The organism is Serratia sp. CC22-02, assembly GCF_900182895.1.
Classification (GTDB): Bacteria; Pseudomonadota; Gammaproteobacteria; order Enterobacterales; family Enterobacteriaceae; genus Serratia; species Serratia nevei.
The window spans coordinates 321,532-340,672 of the sequence record NZ_FXUD01000002.1 but is presented as its reverse complement, the minus strand read 5'-3'; the positions used below and the strand labels follow the sequence as shown (position 1 = coordinate 340,672).

20 protein-coding genes are annotated in these 19,141 nt (G+C 59.7%); 19 read left to right on the top strand and 1 reads right to left on the bottom strand.

Annotated features, from left to right (window positions below; genetic code table 11):
- Positions 1 to 177: 177 nt before the first annotated feature.
- The 13 genes from miaB (at position 178) to QOL81_RS08360 (ending at position 12,499) form a co-directional block, all read left to right on the top strand.
- Positions 178 to 1,602: a tRNA (N6-isopentenyl adenosine(37)-C2)-methylthiotransferase MiaB gene (miaB, locus tag QOL81_RS08420; RefSeq protein ID WP_038877474.1), complete on the top strand. Its 1,425-nt coding sequence runs from the start codon at positions 178 to 180 to the stop codon at positions 1,600 to 1,602.
- 118 nt (positions 1,603 to 1,720) lie between these two features.
- Positions 1,721 to 2,056, top strand: a complete 336-nt coding sequence (locus QOL81_RS08415) for a zinc ribbon domain-containing protein YjdM (protein WP_004939967.1) — start codon at positions 1,721 to 1,723, stop codon at positions 2,054 to 2,056.
- Positions 2,057 to 2,290: 234 nt separating this feature from the next.
- Positions 2,291 to 3,346 (top strand): PhoH family protein, encoded by a 1,056-nt coding sequence (locus QOL81_RS08410; protein ID WP_169318113.1) that lies wholly within the window; start codon positions 2,291 to 2,293, stop codon positions 3,344 to 3,346.
- Positions 3,343 to 3,816 (top strand): rRNA maturation RNase YbeY, encoded by a 474-nt coding sequence (gene ybeY / locus QOL81_RS08405; RefSeq protein WP_033637441.1) that lies wholly within the window; start codon positions 3,343 to 3,345, stop codon positions 3,814 to 3,816. The genes QOL81_RS08410 and ybeY overlap by 4 nt, the downstream gene beginning before the upstream one ends.
- 85 nt (positions 3,817 to 3,901) lie before the next feature.
- Positions 3,902 to 4,780 carry a CNNM family magnesium/cobalt transport protein CorC gene (gene corC / locus QOL81_RS08400; RefSeq protein ID WP_025301851.1) on the top strand — a complete coding sequence of 293 codons (879 nt, stop codon included), beginning with the start codon at positions 3,902 to 3,904 and terminating at the stop codon, positions 4,778 to 4,780.
- 7 nt (positions 4,781 to 4,787) lie between these two features.
- The gene (gene lnt, locus QOL81_RS08395; protein WP_060423584.1) at positions 4,788 to 6,317 is read left to right on the top strand and encodes an apolipoprotein N-acyltransferase; all 1,530 of its coding nucleotides are present in this window, start codon (positions 4,788 to 4,790) and stop codon (positions 6,315 to 6,317) included.
- Positions 6,318 to 6,709: 392 nt separating this feature from the next.
- Entirely contained in the window at positions 6,710 to 7,606 is an 897-nt protein-coding gene (locus QOL81_RS08390) for an amino acid ABC transporter substrate-binding protein (RefSeq protein WP_038877465.1), read from the top strand.
- A gap of 212 nt (positions 7,607 to 7,818) precedes the next feature.
- Complete coding sequence (locus QOL81_RS08385; protein WP_019454074.1) at positions 7,819 to 8,559, top strand: amino acid ABC transporter permease; 741 nt, start codon at positions 7,819 to 7,821, stop codon at positions 8,557 to 8,559.
- The gene (gltK, locus tag QOL81_RS08380) at positions 8,559 to 9,233 is read left to right on the top strand and encodes a glutamate/aspartate ABC transporter permease GltK (protein WP_004939982.1); all 675 of its coding nucleotides are present in this window, start codon (positions 8,559 to 8,561) and stop codon (positions 9,231 to 9,233) included. The genes QOL81_RS08385 and gltK overlap by 1 nt, the downstream gene beginning before the upstream one ends.
- Complete coding sequence (locus QOL81_RS08375) at positions 9,233 to 9,958, top strand: amino acid ABC transporter ATP-binding protein (protein ID WP_019454076.1); 726 nt, start codon at positions 9,233 to 9,235, stop codon at positions 9,956 to 9,958. The genes gltK and QOL81_RS08375 overlap by 1 nt, the downstream gene beginning before the upstream one ends.
- 194 nt (positions 9,959 to 10,152) lie before the next feature.
- The gene (locus QOL81_RS08370) at positions 10,153 to 10,614 is read left to right on the top strand and encodes a hypothetical protein (RefSeq protein ID WP_060423582.1); all 462 of its coding nucleotides are present in this window, start codon (positions 10,153 to 10,155) and stop codon (positions 10,612 to 10,614) included.
- A gap of 99 nt (positions 10,615 to 10,713) precedes the next feature.
- Entirely contained in the window at positions 10,714 to 11,646 is a 933-nt protein-coding gene (gene rihA / locus QOL81_RS08365; protein WP_060423580.1) for a pyrimidine-specific ribonucleoside hydrolase RihA, read from the top strand.
- A gap of 148 nt (positions 11,647 to 11,794) precedes the next feature.
- Entirely contained in the window at positions 11,795 to 12,499 is a 705-nt protein-coding gene (locus QOL81_RS08360) for an FMN-dependent NADH-azoreductase (RefSeq protein WP_283439774.1), read from the top strand.
- Positions 12,500 to 12,539: 40 nt separating this feature from the next.
- Here the strand turns inward: QOL81_RS08360 and QOL81_RS08355 are convergent, their stop codons facing one another.
- On the bottom strand, positions 12,540 to 13,022 hold the full coding sequence (locus QOL81_RS08355; protein ID WP_025301844.1) for a zinc ribbon-containing protein: 483 nt from the start codon (positions 13,020 to 13,022) through the stop codon (positions 12,540 to 12,542).
- 285 nt (positions 13,023 to 13,307) lie between these two features.
- On the opposite strand from QOL81_RS08355, the gene leuS reads away from it, so the two are divergent.
- The 6 genes from leuS to rlmH all read left to right on the top strand — a co-directional run bounded on the left by leuS (position 13,308) and on the right by rlmH (position 19,134).
- A complete protein-coding gene (leuS, locus tag QOL81_RS08350) occupies positions 13,308 to 15,890 on the top strand; it encodes a leucine--tRNA ligase (RefSeq protein WP_038877455.1) in 2,583 nt (860 codons plus the stop codon).
- Positions 15,891 to 15,904: 14 nt separating this feature from the next.
- Complete coding sequence (lptE, locus tag QOL81_RS08345) at positions 15,905 to 16,465, top strand: LPS assembly lipoprotein LptE (RefSeq protein WP_060423573.1); 561 nt, start codon at positions 15,905 to 15,907, stop codon at positions 16,463 to 16,465.
- Complete coding sequence (gene holA / locus QOL81_RS08340) at positions 16,462 to 17,496, top strand: DNA polymerase III subunit delta (protein ID WP_055316089.1); 1,035 nt, start codon at positions 16,462 to 16,464, stop codon at positions 17,494 to 17,496. The genes lptE and holA overlap by 4 nt, the downstream gene beginning before the upstream one ends.
- Positions 17,486 to 18,148 (top strand): nicotinate-nucleotide adenylyltransferase, encoded by a 663-nt coding sequence (nadD, locus tag QOL81_RS08335; RefSeq protein WP_015376938.1) that lies wholly within the window; start codon positions 17,486 to 17,488, stop codon positions 18,146 to 18,148. Before holA ends, nadD begins: the two co-directional genes overlap by 11 nt.
- Before the next feature lie 194 nt (positions 18,149 to 18,342).
- Positions 18,343 to 18,660: a ribosome silencing factor gene (rsfS, locus tag QOL81_RS08330; protein ID WP_016928774.1), complete on the top strand. Its 318-nt coding sequence runs from the start codon at positions 18,343 to 18,345 to the stop codon at positions 18,658 to 18,660.
- Positions 18,661 to 18,663: 3 nt separating this feature from the next.
- Positions 18,664 to 19,134 (top strand): 23S rRNA (pseudouridine(1915)-N(3))-methyltransferase RlmH, encoded by a 471-nt coding sequence (gene rlmH / locus QOL81_RS08325; protein WP_004940002.1) that lies wholly within the window; start codon positions 18,664 to 18,666, stop codon positions 19,132 to 19,134.
- The last annotated feature ends 7 nt before the right edge of the window (positions 19,135 to 19,141 follow it).

Below are 19,141 nucleotides of genomic sequence, written 5' to 3'. Positions count from 1 at the left end.
GAATGCTCGCCATCCCACCCGGCATGGCGTTTTGCGCAGTGTACCGGATTTTCGCTCCGGCTTCAGGTCGCGTGCCATTTTCCCCCGCGCTGGTCACAACGGCGGCAAATGATTACAATACGCGCCCTGCATGTCGCGTAACGCAACTTTCGCTCCGCACTGAGTAATGGCAAGTCAATGACGAAAAAACTACATATCAAAACCTGGGGCTGCCAGATGAATGAGTATGATTCATCGAAAATGGCCGACCTGTTGAACAGCACGCACGGCTTCGAGTGGACCGAAAACGCCGAAGAGGCGGACGTGCTGCTGCTGAACACCTGCTCGATCCGTGAAAAAGCGCAGGAGAAAGTTTTCGCCATGCTGGGGCGCTGGCGCTTGCTGAAAGAAAAGAATCCGTCTGTCATCATCGGCGTCGGCGGTTGCGTGGCCTCGCAAGAAGGCGAACTGATCCGCAGCCGCGCGCCCTGCGTCGACGTGGTCTTCGGCCCGCAGACCCTGCACCGCCTGCCGGAAATGATCAATCACGTTCAGGGCACCCGCAGCCCGGTGGTCGACATCAGCTTCCCGGAGATCGAAAAATTCGACCGTCTGCCGGAACCGCGCGCCGAAGGCCCGACCGCATTCGTGTCGATCATGGAAGGCTGCAACAAATACTGCACCTTCTGCGTGGTGCCTTACACCCGCGGTGAAGAAGTGAGCCGCCCGAGCGACGACGTGCTGTTCGAAATCGCCCAACTGGCGGCGCAGGGCGTGCGCGAGGTCAACCTGCTCGGCCAAAACGTCAACGCTTACCGCGGCGCCACGCATGACGGCGAGATCTGTTCGTTCGCCGAACTGCTGCGCCTGGTGGCGGCCATCGACGGCATCGATCGCATTCGCTTCACCACCAGCCACCCTATCGAGTTCACCGACGACATCATCGCGGTGTACGAAGACACGCCGGAGCTGGTCAGCTTCCTGCATCTGCCGGTGCAGAGCGGTTCGGATCGCATCCTGACCATGATGAAACGCGCGCACACCGCGCTGGAGTACAAGGCGATTATCCGCAAGCTGCGCAAGGCGCGGCCGGCCATTCAGCTCAGCTCCGATTTCATCGTCGGTTTCCCGGGCGAAAGCCAGGCCGACTTCGAACAGACCATGAACCTGATCGCCGACGTCAATTTCGACGTCAGCTTTAGCTTCATCTATTCGTCGCGCCCGGGCACCCCGGCGGCGGACATGGTCGACGACGTCAGCGAAGAAGAGAAAAAACAGCGGCTGTATATTCTGCAGGATCGCATCAACCAGCAGGCGCTGCAGTTCAGCCGCCGCATGCTCGGCACCGTCCAGCGCATTCTGGTGGAGGGCACCTCGCGCAAAAGCGTGATGGAGTTGGCCGGGCGCACGGAGTGCAACCGTGTGGTAAACTTCGAGGGCACGCCCGACATGATCGGCCAGTTCGTCGACGTGGAAATTACCGAGGTGCTGACCAACACCCTGCGTGGCGCAGTGGTGCGCACCGAACAGCAGATGGATCTGCGCGTACATGAATCCCCGCAGTCGGTGATCGCCCGTACCCGCAAAGAAAACGCGCTGGGCGTCGGCATTTACCAGCCCTGACGCCGCGGCGGCCGCCTTATCGCCGCCCATTCGCGCTACTCCTTACCGTTTCTCCGCCGGGCGCCCGCGCCCGGTGATTTTCTTTTTTATTTTTTTATTGTTGAAGAGGCGACATAACATGCAACTCCCACACTGCCCGAAGTGCAACTCCGAATACACCTACCAGGACAATGCCCTGTTCATCTGCCCTGAGTGCGCCCACGAGTGGAGCGACAGCGCCCCGGCGGAAGATCAGGACGCGCTGATCGTCAAAGACGCCAACGGCAATCTGCTGGCGGACGGCGATGCGGTCACCGTGATCAAAGACCTGAAGGTCAAAGGCAGCTCCTCGATGCTGAAGATCGGCACCAAGGTGAAAAACATTCGCCTGGTCGAAGGCGATCACAACATCGACTGCAAAATCGACGGCTTCGGCCCGATGAAGCTGAAATCCGAGTTCGTGAAAAAGAACTGATTCACGGCGGCCTTGTTCTGTGATGACGCGGCGGGCTTTGCGCCCCGCCGCGTTTTTTCCTTATCTTCCCTTGAATTCCGCCGATGGCGCACAGATAGATCAGCGGTAAACTTGCGCCGTTGCGGCGCACCATGAATAATTCAAGAAAGAGAGTATTCAGGCTCGTCCTGAACGCGCGCGTCCCGAACGCGCTATGTGACATCAACCAGGCCCGATGTGACCTAGAGGAATAGTTTGAACGTCGCAACACAAGAAATTTTGTTAGAGCCCGCAGACAACCAGCGTTTGCTCAGCCTGTGCGGCCCGTTTGATGACAACATCAAGCAACTCGAGCGCCGATTGGGCATTGAAATCAATCGCCGCGACAACCGTTTCAAGCTGGTCGGCAAAAACCTGTGCGTGGTTGCCGCCGCCGATATCCTGCGCCATCTGTACGTGGATACCGCGCCGATTCGCGGCGTGATCCCGGATATCGACCCAGAGCAAATCCACCTGGCTATCAAAGAGAGCCGGGTGTTGGAACAGGTGGCCGACAGCGTGCCGGATTACGGCAAGGCGGTCACCATTAAAACCAAGCGCGGCATGGTGAAACCGCGTACGCCTAACCAGGCGCAGTACATCGCCAACATTCTCGATCACGACATCACCTTCGGCATCGGCCCGGCGGGCACCGGCAAAACCTACCTGGCGGTCGCCGCCGCGGTGGATGCGCTGGAGCGCCAGGAAATTCGCCGCATTTTGCTGACGCGCCCTGCGGTCGAAGCCGGCGAAAAACTGGGCTTCCTGCCCGGCGATCTGAGCCAGAAGGTCGATCCTTACCTGCGCCCGCTGTACGACGCCCTGTTCGAGATGCTGGGCTTCGAGCGCGTGGAGAAGCTCATCGAGCGCAACGTGATCGAAGTCGCGCCGCTGGCCTATATGCGCGGCCGTACGCTGAACGACGCCTTTATCATTCTGGATGAGAGCCAGAACACCACCATCGAACAGATGAAGATGTTCCTGACGCGCATCGGCTTCAACTCGAAGGCGGTCATCACCGGCGACGTCACCCAGATCGACCTGCCGCGCAACCAGAAATCCGGCCTGCGCCACGCGGTGGAAGTGCTGTCGGACGTGGAAGAACTGAGCTTCAACTTCTTCCACAGCGAAGACGTGGTGCGCCATCCGGTGGTGGCCCGCGTAGTCATCGCCTATGAGGCCTGGGAAGCGGCCGAACAGAAACGCAAAGACGCGATTGCCGAACAACGTAAGTGCGAGGCGCTCGCCGCCTCCGAGCAGGAGACACCATGAGTCAGGTGATTTTGGATCTGCAGATTGCCTGTGAAAGCGGCGACGGCCTGCCGGATGAGGCCACCTTCCAGCGCTGGCTGGAAGGCGTGCTGCCGCAATTTCAGGAAGAGGCCGAGGTGACCGTGCGTCTGGTGGACGAAGCGGAAAGCCACGAGCTGAACCTGACCTACCGCGGCAAAGACAAGCCGACCAACGTGCTCTCTTTCCCGTTCGAGGCCCCGCCGGGCATCGAGCTGCCGCTGCTTGGCGATCTGATCATCTGCCGCCAGGTGGTTGAACAGGAAGCGATTGAGCAAGGCAAGGCGCTGGAGGCCCACTGGGCGCATATGGTTGTCCATGGCAGTCTTCATCTGCTAGGGTATGACCACATCGAAGACGATGAAGCCGAAGAAATGGAGTCTTTGGAAACCGAAATCATGCACGGACTGGGTTATCCTGATCCGTACCTGGCGGAAAAAGACCCCGTCTGACGTCAGCCGTTTACCCTACAGCCCCCATGCGGGGCTGTCGCTGACGCCCCTTAACTCTGACATGAGTGACAGTAACGAAAACGCCATGAGCGACGACCATTCACAAAGCAATGACAGCCCCAGTCCCAAGAAGGGGTTCTTTACTCTTATCCTTAACCAGCTGTTCCACGGCGAACCCAAAAACCGTGGCGATCTGGTCGAGCTGATCCGTGATTCCGAACAAAACGACCTGATCGATCCCGATACCCGCGACATGCTGGAAGGCGTGATGGATATCGCCGAACAGCGCGTGCGCGACATCATGATCCCCCGCTCCCAGATGGTGACGCTCAAGCGCAACCAGACGCTGGAAGAGTGCCTGGACGTGATTATCGACTCCGCCCACTCGCGCTTCCCGGTGATCAGTGAAGACAAAGATCACATCGAAGGCATCCTGATGGCCAAGGATCTTCTGCCGTTCATGCGCGCGGACTCCGAGCCGTTCAGCATCGACAAGGTGCTGCGCACCGCGGTGGTGGTGCCGGAAAGCAAGCGCGTCGACCGGATGCTGAAAGAGTTCCGCTCCCAGCGCTATCACATGGCGATTGTCATTGACGAATTTGGCGGCGTATCCGGCCTGGTCACCATCGAAGACATTCTGGAACTGATCGTCGGCGAGATCGAAGACGAATACGACGACGAAGACGATCTGGATATCCGCCAGCTCAGCCGCCACATGTACACCGTGCGCGCGCTGGCCCCGATCGAAGACTTCAACGACGCCTTCGGCACCCATTTCAGCGACGACGAGGTCGATACCATCGGCGGTCTGGTGATGCAGGCCTTCGGTCACCTGCCGGCGCGCGGGGAAACCATTGAAATCGAAGGTTACCTATTTAAAGTTGCCATGGCCGACAGTCGACGTATTATCCAGGTTCATGTAAAAATTCCGGACGATTCTCCACCACCGAAACTGGAAGATTAAATCCAACATGGCTAAAGCCTCATTACTTGAACGCCAGCGGGTTCGCGCCCTGCTGGCGCTGTTGTCAGGTGCCGGCGGGACGCTGGCGTTCTCGCCCTACGACTTCTGGCCCGCGGCCATCGTCTCCCTGTTCGGCCTGCTGGCCGTTACCCTCAATCGCACCACCAAACAGTCTGCCCTGCTCGGCTTTGTCTGGGGCTTCGGGCTGTTCGGCAGCGGCATCAACTGGGTGTATGTCAGCATCGCCGATTTCGGCGGCATGCCTTTCGCCGTCAACGTCTTCCTGGTGGTGCTGCTCGCCGCTTACCTGTCGCTGTATACCGGGCTGTTCGCCGGGCTGCTGACGCGCCTGTGGCCGGCCACCCGCTGGTGGCGGCTGGCCATCGCCGCGCCGGCGCTGTGGCAGGTGACCGAATTCCTGCGCGGCTGGGTGCTGACCGGCTTCCCGTGGCTGCAGTTCGGCTATAGCCAGATCAACGGCCCGCTGAAGGGCATCGCGCCGCTGCTGGGCGTCGACGCCATCACCTTTGTGCTGATGGCCATCGCCGGCCTGCTGGTGTACGCCGTCAATCAGCGCCGCCTGTCGGCTGCGATCATCGCCGCCGCGCTGCTGCTGTTGCCGTGGCCGCTGCGCCAGCTGCAGTGGTTTACTCCGCAGCCGGAGAAAGCGGTGAACGTCGCCATGGTGCAAGGCAACATCGCCCAGTCGATGAAATGGGATCCGAAAGCGCTGGTCAGCACGCTGCAAACCTATCTGGACGAAACCCGTCCGTACGTGGGCAAGGCGCCGATCGTCATCTGGCCGGAGTCTGCCATCCCGGATTATGAAGCCAACCAGAACGGCTTCCTGACCATGATGGACGACCTGATGCGGGCGAAGAACAGCAGCCTGATCACCGGCATCGTCGACGTGCGCGCCACGCCACAGGGCCAGCAGATCTACAACAGCGCCATCGTGCTCGGCGAACCGACGCCGTACAGCTACCCGGCCAAGGATCGCTACAACAAGCACCACCTGGTGCCGTTCGGCGAGTTCGTGCCGCTGGAAACCCTGCTGCGGCCGCTGGCGCCGTTCTTCGATCTGCCGATGTCCTCCTTCAGCCGCGGCGACTACGTGCAGCCGCAGCTCAGCGTACGCGGGTACAACCTGACGGCGGCCATCTGCTACGAAATCGTCCTGGGCCAGCAGGTACGCGATAACTTCCGCCCGGACACCAATTTCCTGCTGACCATCTCCAACGATGCCTGGTTCGGCCACTCTATCGGCCCGTGGCAGCACTTCCAGATGGCGCGCATGCGGGCGCTGGAGCTCGGCCGGCCGCTGCTGCGCAGCACCAACAACGGCGTTACCGCCGCGGTGGATGCGAACGGCGAGGTGATCGCCGAGATCCCGCAGTTTACCCGTCAGGTGCTCGAAGTGAAGGTCACGCCGACCACCGGCGTCACGCCTTACGCACGCTTCGGCGCCACGCCGCTGTGGGTGATAACCCTGCTGCTGGGCGGCTGGGCGCTGATGTTGGGCCTGCGCCGCAAATAGTCCTTCTCGCCGGGGCGCGCCCGCCGCGCCCCGCGTTCTCGTCACTGTCTCCTCCTTGGTCAGAAAACGCCGTTAAATCAACGCGGCTGGCACACTCCTTGCTTTAACTATGGTGACATCGCGCGCCGATTTACTTTTGCTGACGTTTTGTCGCACCTGTGCACATTTTGGGTGCATTGAGCGCACCACGCGGGGGCGTCAGGGTTTCGTTGCATTGATTTGGTGCGCGCGGCGTCTCAAAAAATGAAACATTTTAGTTTCAAGGTATTCACAATCGGTTATTTTTTAACGGCTATCCGTTCTAAGACTATCTTTATAACTTGAGCAATAAATAGTCGATTTAACCTGACGCTCTTTAGTCAGAGCCACCACAACAGCAAAGGAGTTGGACCATGCAAATGCGTAAATTGGCGTTATCGTTACTGCTGCTCGGTATGGCAGGTAGCGTGGCGCATGCGGAAGACCTGTCCGGTACGCTGAAGAAAATCAAAGACAACGGCGTGATCGTTGTCGGCCACCGCGAATCGTCAGTGCCCTTTTCCTACTACGACAACCAACAAAAAGTTGTGGGCTACTCTCAGGACTACTCCAACCAAATCGTTGAAGCTGTTAAGAAAAAACTTAATGCACCGAATCTGCAGGTGAAAATGCTGCCGATTACCTCGCAGAACCGCATCCCGCTGCTGCAAAACGGCACCTATGACTTCGAGTGCGGCTCCACCACCAATAACCTCGAGCGCCAAAAACAGGCCGCCTTCTCCGACACCATTTTCGTGGTCGGCACCCGTCTGCTGGTGAAAAAAGGCTCCGACATCAAAGACTTTAAAGACCTGGCCGGTAAACCGGTGGTGGTCACCTCCGGCACCACCTCCGAAGTGCTGCTGAACAAGCTGAACGACAGCGACAAAATGAACATGCGCATCATCAGCGCCAAAGACCACGGTGACTCCTTCCGCACCCTGGAAAGCGGCCGCGCGGTGGCCTTCATGATGGACGATGCCCTGCTGGCGGGCGAGCGCGCCAAGGCCAAGAAGCCGGATCAGTGGGAAATCATCGGCACGCCGCAGTCGAAAGAAGCCTACGGCTGCATGCTGCGCAAAGACGATCCTGAGTTCAAAAAGCTGGTCGATGACACCATCGCCCAGGCGCAAACCTCCGGTGAAGCGGCCAAGTGGTTTGACAAATGGTTCAAGCAGCCTATTCCACCGAAAAACCTCAACATGAACTTCGAACTCTCGGACGACATGAAGCAGCTGTTCAAAGAGCCTAACGACAAAGCGTTGAACTAAATAGAACAAGAGCCGGGGCGGCCGCAGGCCAAACCGGCCCAGTTGATGACTGGGACAGACAGGTATGAGGGGGGCCGTTCCCCTCCCTCATTTTCCCCAACGCGCATCACCGATCTCCGCACACAACAAGCCAGCCAGACTGGCCGCACGGCGATCGGCGCTCATCAAGTCATCAATCTTCGGCGCCCTGCGCCCGTTTACCGGAGTTTGTTATGTCAATAGATTGGAACTGGGGTATCTTCCTGCAGCAGGCCCCGTTTGGGAACACCACTTACCTCGGCTGGATTTGGTCCGGCTTTCAGGTCACGGTGGCCCTCTCCGTCTGTGCATGGATTATCGCTTTCTTCGTCGGTTCGCTGTTCGGTATCTTGCGTACCGTGCCCAACCGCTTTCTTTCCGCCCTCGGCACCTGTTACGTCGAACTGTTCCGCAACGTGCCGCTGATCGTGCAATTCTTTACCTGGTATCTGGTGATCCCCGAGCTGTTGCCGGCCAATATCGGCACCTGGTTTAAAAGCGAGCTGGATCCCAACGTGCAGTTCTTCGTCTCCTCCATGCTCTGCCTGGGGCTGTTTACCGCCGCCCGCGTATGCGAGCAGGTGCGCGCCGCCATTCAGTCCCTGCCGCGCGGCCAGAAAGCCGCCGGGCTGGCGATGGGCCTGACGCTGCCGCAAACCTACCGCTACGTGCTGCTGCCGAACGCCTACCGGGTGATCGTGCCGCCGATGACCTCGGAAATGCTCAACCTGGTCAAAAACTCCGCCATCGCCTCCACCATCGGGCTGGTGGACATGGCCGCGCAGGCCGGCAAGCTGTTGGATTACTCCGCACACGCCTATGAATCCTTTACCGCCATCACGCTGGCTTATATCGGCATCAACGCCGTTATCATGCTGTTTATGCGTCTGGTCGAAAAGAAAGTGCAGTTGCCTGGCAACCTGGGGAGTAAATAATGTACGAATTTGACTGGGCGTCGATCGTCCCAAGCTTCCCTTATTTGCTGCAGGGCATGGTGATCACGCTGAAGATCACCGTGACCGCCATCGTGGTCGGCATTCTGTGGGGTACCGTGCTGGCGGTGATGCGTTTGTCGCCGTTCAAACCGATCAGCTGGTTCGCCACCCTGTACGTCAACCTGTTCCGCTCGGTGCCGCTGGTGATGGTGCTGCTGTGGTTCTATCTGGTGGTTCCAAGCTTATTACAACAGGTTCTAGGGTTATCGCCGAAAACCGATATTCGCCTGATCTCGGCTATGGTAGCCTTTTCCCTGTTTGAAGCGGCCTATTACTCGGAAATCATCCGCGCCGGCATTATCAGCATCTCGCGCGGCCAATCCTCCGCCGCGCTGGCGCTGGGCATGACCCATTGGCAATCCATGCGGCTGGTGATCCTGCCGCAGGCGTTTCGCGCCATGGTGCCGCTGCTGCTGACCCAGGGCATCGTACTGTTCCAGGATACCTCGCTGGTTTACGTACTGAGCCTGGCCGACTTCTTCCGCACCGCGTCGACCATCGGCGAACGCGACGGCACCCAGGTTGAAATGATCCTGTTCGCCGGCTTTGTCTATTTTGTTATCAGCCTCGCCGCCTCGGCGCTGGTAAGCTATTTGAAGAAAAGGACTGTTTGATGATATCCCTGAAAAATGTTTCTAAGTGGTACGGTCACTTTCAGGTGTTGACCGATTGCACCACCGAAGTGAAAAAAGGCGAAGTGGTCGTCGTCTGCGGTCCTTCAGGTTCCGGCAAGTCCACCCTGATCAAAACCGTCAACGGCCTCGAGCCGATCCAGCAGGGCGACATCCTGGTGAACGGCACGCCGGTCAACGACAAGAAAACCAACCTGGCGCAGCTGCGTGCCAAGGTCGGCATGGTGTTCCAACACTTCGAGCTGTTCCCGCACCTGTCTATCATCGACAACCTGACGCTGGCGCAGGTGAAAGTGCTCAAGCGCGACAAGACCGCCTCGCGCGAGAAGGGCCTGAAGCTGCTGGAGCGCGTCGGCCTCTCCGCCCATGCCAACAAGTTCCCCGGTCAGCTGTCCGGCGGCCAGCAGCAGCGCGTCGCCATCGCCCGCGCGCTGTGCATGGATCCTATCGCCATGCTGTTCGATGAACCGACCTCGGCGCTCGATCCGGAAATGATCAACGAAGTGCTGGACGTCATGGTCGAACTGGCGAACGAAGGCATGACCATGATGGTGGTGACCCACGAAATGGGCTTTGCCCGTAAGGTGGCGAATCGGGTGATATTTATGGACGAAGGCAAAATCGTCGAAGACCGCAACAAAGACGATTTCTTCAACAACCCCGAGTCCGAGCGCGCCAAGGACTTCCTGGCCAAGATCCTGCACTGATCGCGCAGTGCCCTAAACCCAAGCGCCCCAAGGGGCGCTTGTTTTTCGGCACCCATGCGCCTGAATGCCTCTCATTGCCGTCTCAACAAAGTTAGGATTTATCTTAAACTCCCCGTCGCGATGACCGTAAATAACGCGCGATCCTGCAGGCTGTCCTACCTTTGATGATTAACTCACCCACCAGAGAGGCTGGCATGATTCAACTGGTACAAGCGGAGTACAGCATCAAATCCGGTTATCCGATTGTTCGACGCACGTTGGAAGACAAGAAGAAACTGATTGAAAAACCGGGTTTCGGGCCTGAGTCCTGTTGCGCCACCATCGAATACCAGCTGCGCGGCAGCACTCGCTATGCCTTTGGCAATAGCCAGATGAAAATGGAGATGCCGCCGGATATCTACACCCATAACTGGGTCAAGCTACATGCCGAAATGGCCGCGCTGGTTGCGGCGATAAGGCGCATCGAACGCTTTGACGCCGATAAGGAGCAGGTGCCGATCACCAACGTGTATATCGAGCTGCGCCCCTGCGAGGCCAACTGCATGCAGGCACTGCAAAATATCTTGCCCGACGGCACTACCGTCTATTACTCCTTCTTGCACCCAACCGAGGTGGAAGAATGGAAACGCAGCGCTCATGAACTCTGCGGTGTCTGAACGCCTTATCCCGTCGCGCAAACGCCCGGCACTAAAAGCGCTTGTTTCTCCCCGGTTTTGATCCGATGCTCGCTGGATAACAAACAGAGGAGAAAGAACATGCCCCGCCCTATTATCATCGATTGCGATCCCGGCCTCGACGACGCCATCGCGCTGGCTATGGCGCTGCGTTCGCCGGAGCTGGACGTCAAAGCCATCACCACCTCCGCCGGCAACCAGACGCCGGAGAAAACCCTGCATAACGCGCTGGGTCTGTTGACCCTGATGCAGCGCGAGGACATACCGGTCGCCGCCGGTGCCGGCGGCCCGCTAATGCGCGAACTGGTGATCGCCGACTATGTCCACGGCAAAACCGGCATGGGCAACACCCACCTGCCGACGCCGACAATCAAGCCCGATCCCCGCGGCGCCGTCGAGCTGATCGCCGACCTGCTGCGCGCCAGCCCGCAGCCGATAACCCTAGTGGTGACTGGCCCAATGACCAACATCGCTCTGCTGTTGGCCCAACATGCCGAGCTGAAAAGCCGCATCGAGCGCATCGTATTTATGGGCGGCGGCATGAACGCCGGCAATACCACGCCGGTCGCGGAGTTCAACATCTTCGTCGACCCCGAAGCCGCCGAAATGGTGCTGAAATCCGGCGTGCCGCTGACCATGGCCGGGCTGAACGTCACCCATCAGGCGCTGGTGTTGCCGCAGGATATCGAGCGCATTCGCCAGATAGACAATCCGGTCGCGCAAGGGGTCGCGGAGATGCTCGATTTTTACCTGCCGCTGTACCTCAGCCATCCGCGCGGCCTGCCCGGCGCGGCGATGCACGATCCCTGCACCATCGCCTGGCTGCTGGCGCCGCAGCTGTTTACCGGCGTAGAGCGCTGGGTGGGGGTGGAAACCAAAGGGGAATACACCGTCGGCATGACGGTGGTGGACTATTTCCAGCAAACCGGCAACGCGGCCAACGTGGAAGTGCTGACCGGCATCAACCGCGAAGGCTTTATCGAGCTGCTGGCCGAGCGCGTAGCGCGTTATTGATCCCATCGGGGCGCGCTCGCGCCCCTCATTCAAGTTTTTTGATTTAACTCAGCGAATTTTTGCGCTATCACTGTTCCTGGCTTGCCTCTACCATGCGTTTACACCGACTGACATCGTTACCGATTAGACTTCGCCTGGAGATAAGCCAATGAGCCGCGTACTGGTCCTGAAATCAAGCATTCTGGGTGAATATTCCCAGTCTGGAAAATTAGTCGATTTTTTTGTTGAACAATGGCGTGAAACTCACCCTGAAGACACATTCACCGTGCGCGATTTGGCCAACCCGACCCTGCCGGAGCTGGATGGCGAAGTGATGGCCGGTTTTACCGCCGGCGACAAGCCGCTGACGCCGCACCAGCAAAGCACCCTGGCGCTGTCCGATGAGCTGATTGCCGAACTGAAGTCGCACGACACGCTGATCATCAGCGCCCCAATGTACAACTTCAACATCCCGACACAGCTGAAGATCTACTTCGATCTGATCGCCCGCGCCGGCCAGACGTTCCGCTATACCTCCGCCGGCGCCGAAGGGCTGGTGACGGGCAAGAAAGCGATCGTCATCTCCAGCCGCGGCGGCATCCACGCCGACACGCCGACGGATCTGATCACGCCGTACGTGAAGCTGTTCCTGGGCTTTATCGGCATCACCGACGTTGAGTTCGTGCTGGCGGAAGGCTTCGCCTACGGCCCGGAAGCGGCAGAGAAAGCCGCCCAGGACAGCCGCATCGCGGTCGCGCAGAAAATCCCGGCTGGCGTTGCCATAGCGGCCAGCGCACCGTCGCAGGCGCAAGCCGCCCCGGCAGCCGTCAGCGGCGGTTTCCTGAGCAACCTGCTGAAGAAACTGTTCCGTTAAATGCCGGCCTTAGCGTTCCCCGCCGCAGCGGGGAACGTCATCAAGGTTCAAACGGCCGGCGCTGGAACTGGTCGTGACCGCATTTCGGGCAGAGCGGCAACACCTCCGGCGTGTAGAACGCCAGGTGGTAATGGCACTGCTCGCACACCAGATTGCCCAGCCCCACCACTTCACCGCTGTGGTAAACGCCGTGGTGGCTGACATCCTTGAACACTTCGCGCCACTCCAGCTGGGTTTTGTCGGTGATATCCGCCAGTTCCTGCCACAGGCTCTCTTTGATCACCCGCATAAACACGCTGTCGGTAAACTCATCCCGGCTTTCCTGATAGCTGCGGGCGAACTCTTCCAGATCGCGTCGCACCGCCTGCGTCACCTGCCGCACTTCGTCGCGGGTCAGATCTTCGGCCTCGTTCAACCGCCGCTCCGCGCTGGCCACCAGTTCGTCGATATCGCGTTCACCGTTTTTCAGGCGTTCGGTCAGCGATGCCACCAATTCGCGGTAATACTGAGCAACCTTGTTCATAGACTCTCCTCGATAAACGCTGCGCCGGACTTGGCTGTAGGGATACCCCTAAGCTACTTGTTCTTATTTTAGCCGTAAATGACTGATGTCACTTGGCAAGACGCGGGATCCGCAGGTTGTGAGCCGCGTCATGGCGGCGTTTTTTTTAAATGCGCCGAGTCAGGCGCTTGGAGTTGTTGCCGGGAGGTCTTATCAGCTATGCTATGCGGATCTACGAATACTAAATGTTCATTGCGTTGCCTCTGACCGGGGCAACGGTTTACACCTACAGGACCACCGGCCGCCATGCAAGAGCAATACCGTCCAGAAGACATAGAATCGAACGTACAGCTTCACTGGCAAGAGAAGCAGACTTTCAAAGTTACCGAAGACGACAGCAAGGAAAAGTACTACTGCCTATCCATGCTGCCTTACCCGTCCGGCCGACTGCACATGGGCCACGTTCGTAACTACACTATCGGCGACGTGATCTCGCGCTATCAGCGCATGCTGGGCAAAAACGTACTGCAGCCGATCGGCTGGGATGCGTTCGGCCTGCCGGCGGAAGGCGCGGCGGTGAAAAACAACACCGCACCAGCCCCGTGGACCTACGACAACATCGAATACATGAAGAACCAGCTGAAACTGCTGGGCTTCGGCTACGACTGGGATCGCGAAATCGCCACCTGCCAGCCGGAATACTACCGCTGGGAACAGTGGTTCTTCACCAAGCTGTATGAAAAAGGCCTGGTCTACAAGAAGACCTCGGCGGTGAACTGGTGCCCGCACGATCTGACCGTGCTGGCCAACGAACAGGTTATCGACGGCTGCTGCTGGCGCTGCGACACCAAGGTCGAGCGTAAAGAGATCCCGCAGTGGTTCATCAAAATCACCGCCTACGCCGATCAGCTGCTGAACGATCTGGACACGCTTGAAAGCTGGCCAGAGCAGGTGAAAACCATGCAGCGCAACTGGATTGGCCGCTCCGAAGGCGTGGAAATCACCTTCGACGTGGCGGACAGCGAAGAGAAGCTGACGGTTTACACTACCCGTCCCGACACCTTCATGGGCGCTACCTACGTGGCGGTCGCCGCGGGCCACCCGCTGGCGCAACAGGGCGCGCGCAATAACCCGGCGCTGACCGACTTCATCGACGAATGCCGCAACACCAAAGTTGCCGAAGCCGAAATGGCGACGATGGAGAAGAAAGGCATGCCGACCGGCCTGTTCGTTGTCCACCCGTTGAGCGGCGAGAAGCTGCCGGTGTGGGTCGCCAACTTCGTGCTGATGGAATACGGCACCGGCGCCGTGATGGCGGTACCGGCGCACGACCAGCGCGACTGGGAATTCGCCACCAAATACGATTTGCCGATCAAACCGGTGATCCTGAACCTCGACGGCAGCCGACCTGACGTGAGCGCCGAAGCGATGACCGACAAAGGCGCGCTGTTCAACTCCGGCGAATTCGACGGCCTGGACAACGAAGCGGGCTTCAACGCCATCGCCGACAAACTGGTCGCCAAGGGCGTAGGCCAGCGCAAGGTCAACTACCGCCTGCGCGATTGGGGCGTCTCCCGTCAGCGTTACTGGGGCGCGCCAATCCCGATGGTGACGCTGGAAGACGGCACCGTGATGCCGACGCCGGAAGATCAGCTGCCGGTGATCCTGCCGGAAGACGTGGTTATGGACGGCATCACCAGCCCGATCAAGGCCGATCCTGAGTGGGCGAAGACCACCGTCGACGGCCAACCTGCGCTGCGTGAAACCGACACCTTCGACACCTTTATGGAGTCTTCCTGGTACTACGCGCGCTACACCTGCCCGCAGTATGATCAGGGTATGCTGGATCCGGCCGCCGCCAACTACTGGCTGCCGGTCGATCAATATATCGGCGGTATCGAACACGCCATCATGCACCTGATGTACTTCCGCTTCTTCCACAAGCTGATGCGCGATGCAGGCCTGGTGGATTCCGACGAGCCGGCCAAGCGTCTGCTGTGTCAGGGCATGGTGCTGGCCGACGCCTTCTACTACACCGGCAACAGCGGCGAGCGCGTCTGGGTATCTCCGGTTGACGCCACCGTCGAACGTGACGACAAGGGCCGCATCATCAAGGCCACCGATCCGCAAGGCCGTGAACTGGTCTATGCTGGCATGAGCAAAATGTCGAAGTCGAAGAACAACGGCATCGACCCACAGGAAATGGTGGAAAAATACGGCGCGGACACCGTGCGTCTGTTCATGATGTTCGCTTCACCGGCAGAAATGACGCTGGAGTGGCAGGAATCCGGCGTGGAAGGGGCTAACCGCTTCCTGAAACGCGTGTGGAAACTGGCCTACGATCACGTGGAAAAAGGCGCGGTACAGCCGCTCGACGTAGCGGCGCTGAACGAAGATCAGAAAGCGCTGCGCCGCGATCTGCACAAAACCATCGCCAAGGTAACCGACGATATCGGCCGCCGTCAGACCTTCAACACCGCGATCGCCGCCGTGATGGAGCTGATGAACAAACTGGCCCGCGCGCCGCAGGAGAGCGAGCAGGATCGCGCGCTGCTGCAGGAAGCGCTGCTGGCCGTGGTTCGCATGCTGTACCCGTTCACCCCGCACGTGTGCTTCACCCTGTGGCAGGCGCTGGGCGGCGAAGGCGACGTGGACACCGCGCCATGGCCGGTTGCCGACGAACAGGCGATGGTCGAAGACTCCAAGCTGGTGGTGGTGCAGGTGAACGGCAAGGTTCGCGCTAAAATCACCGTATCTGCCGATGCGACCGAAGAGCAGGTGCGCGCGCGCGCTGCCGAAGAGCATCTGGTGGCTAAATATCTGGACGGCGTCACGATTCGCAAAGTGATCTACGTTCCGGGCAAACTGCTTAACCTGGTTGTGGGTTAACACAAGGAGGAGTTGTGCGACAACGTATTCTGACGCTGTTGCTGGGGTTGGCGGTGCTGGTCACCGCCGGCTGCGGTTTTCACCTGCGTGGCACCACGCAGGTGCCGAATGAAATGAAAACGCTGATCCTGGACAGTTCGGATCCTTACGGCCCGTTGACGCGCGCGGTGCGTGAGCAGCTGCGTCTTAACGAAGTGACTATCGTCAGCGATCCGAAACGTAAAGACGTGCCTTCCCTGCGCATCGTCGGCGCAACGGAAAGCCAGGATACCGCTTCTATCTTCCAGGACGGTAAAACCGCCGAGTACCAGCTGGTGCTGACCGTGCAGGCGCAAGTGCTGATCCCGGGCCATGACCTGTATCCGCTGTCGGTGAAAGTGTTCCGTTCCTTCTTCGATAACCCGCTGACCGCGCTGGCCAAGGACTCCGAACAGGATATCATTCGCCAGGAAATGCGTGAGCAGGCGGCGCAACAGCTGGTGCGCAAACTGCTGACCGTGCATGCGGCGGAAGAAGAGAACCGGCAGAAAGCCGCTGCCGCCGGCGAACGAGCGGCAAGCCAAACCGCACAATGATCCGCATTTATCCGGAACAACTTGCCGCGCAGCTCCGAGAGGGGCTGCGCGCTTGTTATTTATTGAGCGGCAATGAACCGCTGTTGCTGCAGGAAAGCCAGGATTTGCTCCGGCAGGCCGCGCAACAGCAGCAGTTCAGTGAGCACTACAGCATTTCCCTTGACGCCCATACCGACTGGGACGCCATCTTCGGCATCTGCCAGGCGATGAGCCTGTTCGCCAGCCGCCAGACGCTGCTGCTGATCTTCCCGGAAAACGGCCCGACGGCGCCGATCGGCGAACAGCTGACCAAGCTCGCCACGCTGCTGCACGAGGATATTCTGCTGATCCTGCGCGGCCCGCGCCTCACCAAAGCGCAGGAAAACAGCGCCTGGTTCAAGGCGCTCAGCCCGCACGGTGCCCTCGTCAGTTGCCAGACGCCGGAACAGGCGCAGCTGCCGCGCTGGGTCGCCACGCGCGCCAAGGCGATGAAGCTGGAGCTGGACGACGCCGCCAATCAGCTGCTGTGCTACTGCTACGAAGGCAACCTGCTGGCGCTGTCGCAGGCGCTGGAGCGGCTGTCGCTGCTGCACCCGGACGGCAAGCTCACGCTGCCGCGCGTCGAACAGGCGGTGAACGACGCCGCCCACTTCACGCCGTTCCACTGGCTGGATGCCCTGCTGGCCGGCAAAAGCAAGCGCGCCTGGCATATCTTGCAGCAGCTGCAGCAAGAGGACGTGGAGCCGGTGATCCTGCTGCGCACTCTGCAGCGCGAACTGCTGCTGCTGCTGACGCTGCAGCGCCGCATGGCTTCCGCGCCGCTGCGCACGCTGTTCGATCAGCACAAGGTCTGGCAGAATCGCCGCCCGCTGGTGACCCAGGCGTTGCAACGCCTGTCCGGCCCCCAGCTACAGCAGGCGGTACAGCTGCTGACGCAAATCGAGCTGACCCTCAAGCAGGACTATGGCCAGTCGGTCTGGCCGGAACTGGAAACCCTGTCGATGCTGCTGTGCGGCAAACCCCTGGCCACGAGTTTTAGCGATGCCCACTAATCCGGAACACCCCACCGTTTTGCACGCGCTGTTCGGCGGCACCTTTGACCCGATCCACTACGGCCACCTGCGGCCGGTGGAAGCGTTGGCCGCCGAAGTGGGCCTGAATCGCGTCACGCTGCTGCCTAACCACGTGCCGCCGCACCGCCCGCAGCCGGAGGCCAATGCGCAGCAGCGCCTGAAGATGGTGGAGCTGGCGATCGCCGGCAACCCGCTGTTTGCGGTCGACGATCGCGAACTGCACCGCACAACTCCCTCCTACACCATCGAGACGTTGGAAACGATTCGTAAAGAGCGTGGCGCCGCCCAGCCGCTGGCGTTTATTATTGGCCAGGACTCGCTGCTGACGCTGCATAAGTGGCACCGCTGGCAGGCGCTGTTGGACGTCTGCCATCTGCTGGTGCTGGCGCGCCCGGGCTATAACGATCGCATGGACACGCCGGAGCTGCAGCAGTGGCTGGAACGCCATCGCACCGCCGACCCGGCGCTGCTCAGCCGTCGCCCACACGGCCATATCTATTTGGCCGATACGCCGGAGCTGGAAATTTCCGCCACCGAGATTCGCCAGCGCCGCCATCAGGGCCTCAACTGCGACGACCTGCTGCCACGCCCGGTGCAGCGCTACATCGAGTTGCAGGGTTTATATCGCTAGCGAAAGGTGCGTGATATACTGCGCCGCTATTTTTCAGGTATCCGCTGAAAACCCCGGAAACCTTAGCTGGCCGGGCAGTCACCAGTTAGCTGGCTTTCAGCGGCAGCCTGCCGAAACCATTATCCGGTTACGCCGCGGCGCGCGCATTTTGCCCGCCGCAGCCGACTGAACAGAACACACCCGAGGGGGAACCTTTGCAAGGTAAAGCGCTCCAAGATTTCGTCATCGATAAAATCGATGACCTGAAAGGCCAAGACATTATCGCTCTGGACGTCCAGGGCAAATCCAGCATCACCGATTGCATGATCATCTGCACCGGCACCTCGACTCGCCACGTGATGTCGATCGCCAGCCACGTGGTGCAGGAATCCCGTGCCGCAGGCATGGAGCTGTACGGCATGAAAGGCCAGGAAGCCTCCGACTGGATCGTGGTCGATCTGGGCGAAGTGATCGTGCACGTGATGCAGGAAGAGAGCCGTCGCCTGTACGAGCTGGAAAAACTCTGGAGCTAAGCGGTGAAACTGCAATTGGTGGCGGTCGGCACCAAAATGCCAGACTGGGTGCAAACCGGCTTTATGGATTACCTGCACCGCTTTCCCAAAGATATGCCGTTTGAGCTGACCGAGATCCCGGCGGGCAAACGCGGCAAAAACGCCGACATCAAGCGCATTCTGGACAAAGAAGGCGAACAGATGCTGGCGGCGGTGGGCAAAGGCAACCGCATCGTTACGCTGGATATCCCAGGCACGCCGTGGGAAACGCCGCAGCTGGCGCAGCAGCTTGAGCGCTGGAAGCAGGATGGCCGTAACGTCAGCTTGCTGATCGGCGGCCCGGAAGGGTTGGCGCCCGCCTGCAAAGCCGCTGCCGAGCAGAGCTGGTCACTTTCTCCGTTGACATTGCCGCATCCTTTGGTGCGCGTCCTGGTGGCCGAAAGCCTCTACCGCGCCTGGAGTATTACTACAAATCATCCTTACCACCGGGAATAGCCGGTGG

Bases quoted from the DNA above. Each gene is read 5' to 3' on its own strand.
- miaB (WP_038877474.1), top strand. From the start codon at position 178: ATGACGAAAAAACTACATATCAAAACCTGGGGCTGCCAGATGAATGAG.
- QOL81_RS08415 (WP_004939967.1), top strand. From the start codon at position 1,721: ATGCAACTCCCACACTGCCCGAAGTGCAACTCCGAATACACCTACCAG.
- ybeY (WP_033637441.1), top strand. From the start codon at position 3,343: ATGAGTCAGGTGATTTTGGATCTGCAGATTGCCTGTGAAAGCGGCGAC.
- corC (WP_025301851.1), top strand. From the start codon at position 3,902: ATGAGCGACGACCATTCACAAAGCAATGACAGCCCCAGTCCCAAGAAG.
- lnt (WP_060423584.1), top strand. From the start codon at position 4,788: ATGGCTAAAGCCTCATTACTTGAACGCCAGCGGGTTCGCGCCCTGCTG.
- QOL81_RS08390 (WP_038877465.1), top strand. From the start codon at position 6,710: ATGCAAATGCGTAAATTGGCGTTATCGTTACTGCTGCTCGGTATGGCA.
- QOL81_RS08385 (WP_019454074.1), top strand. From the start codon at position 7,819: ATGTCAATAGATTGGAACTGGGGTATCTTCCTGCAGCAGGCCCCGTTT.
- gltK (WP_004939982.1), top strand. From the start codon at position 8,559: ATGTACGAATTTGACTGGGCGTCGATCGTCCCAAGCTTCCCTTATTTG.
- QOL81_RS08375 (WP_019454076.1), top strand. From the start codon at position 9,233: ATGATATCCCTGAAAAATGTTTCTAAGTGGTACGGTCACTTTCAGGTG.
- QOL81_RS08370 (WP_060423582.1), top strand. From the start codon at position 10,153: ATGATTCAACTGGTACAAGCGGAGTACAGCATCAAATCCGGTTATCCG.
- rihA (WP_060423580.1), top strand. From the start codon at position 10,714: ATGCCCCGCCCTATTATCATCGATTGCGATCCCGGCCTCGACGACGCC.
- QOL81_RS08360 (WP_283439774.1), top strand. From the start codon at position 11,795: ATGAGCCGCGTACTGGTCCTGAAATCAAGCATTCTGGGTGAATATTCC.
- QOL81_RS08355 (WP_025301844.1), bottom strand. From the start codon at position 13,022: ATGAACAAGGTTGCTCAGTATTACCGCGAATTGGTGGCATCGCTGACC.
- leuS (WP_038877455.1), top strand. From the start codon at position 13,308: ATGCAAGAGCAATACCGTCCAGAAGACATAGAATCGAACGTACAGCTT.
- holA (WP_055316089.1), top strand. From the start codon at position 16,462: ATGATCCGCATTTATCCGGAACAACTTGCCGCGCAGCTCCGAGAGGGG.
- nadD (WP_015376938.1), top strand. From the start codon at position 17,486: ATGCCCACTAATCCGGAACACCCCACCGTTTTGCACGCGCTGTTCGGC.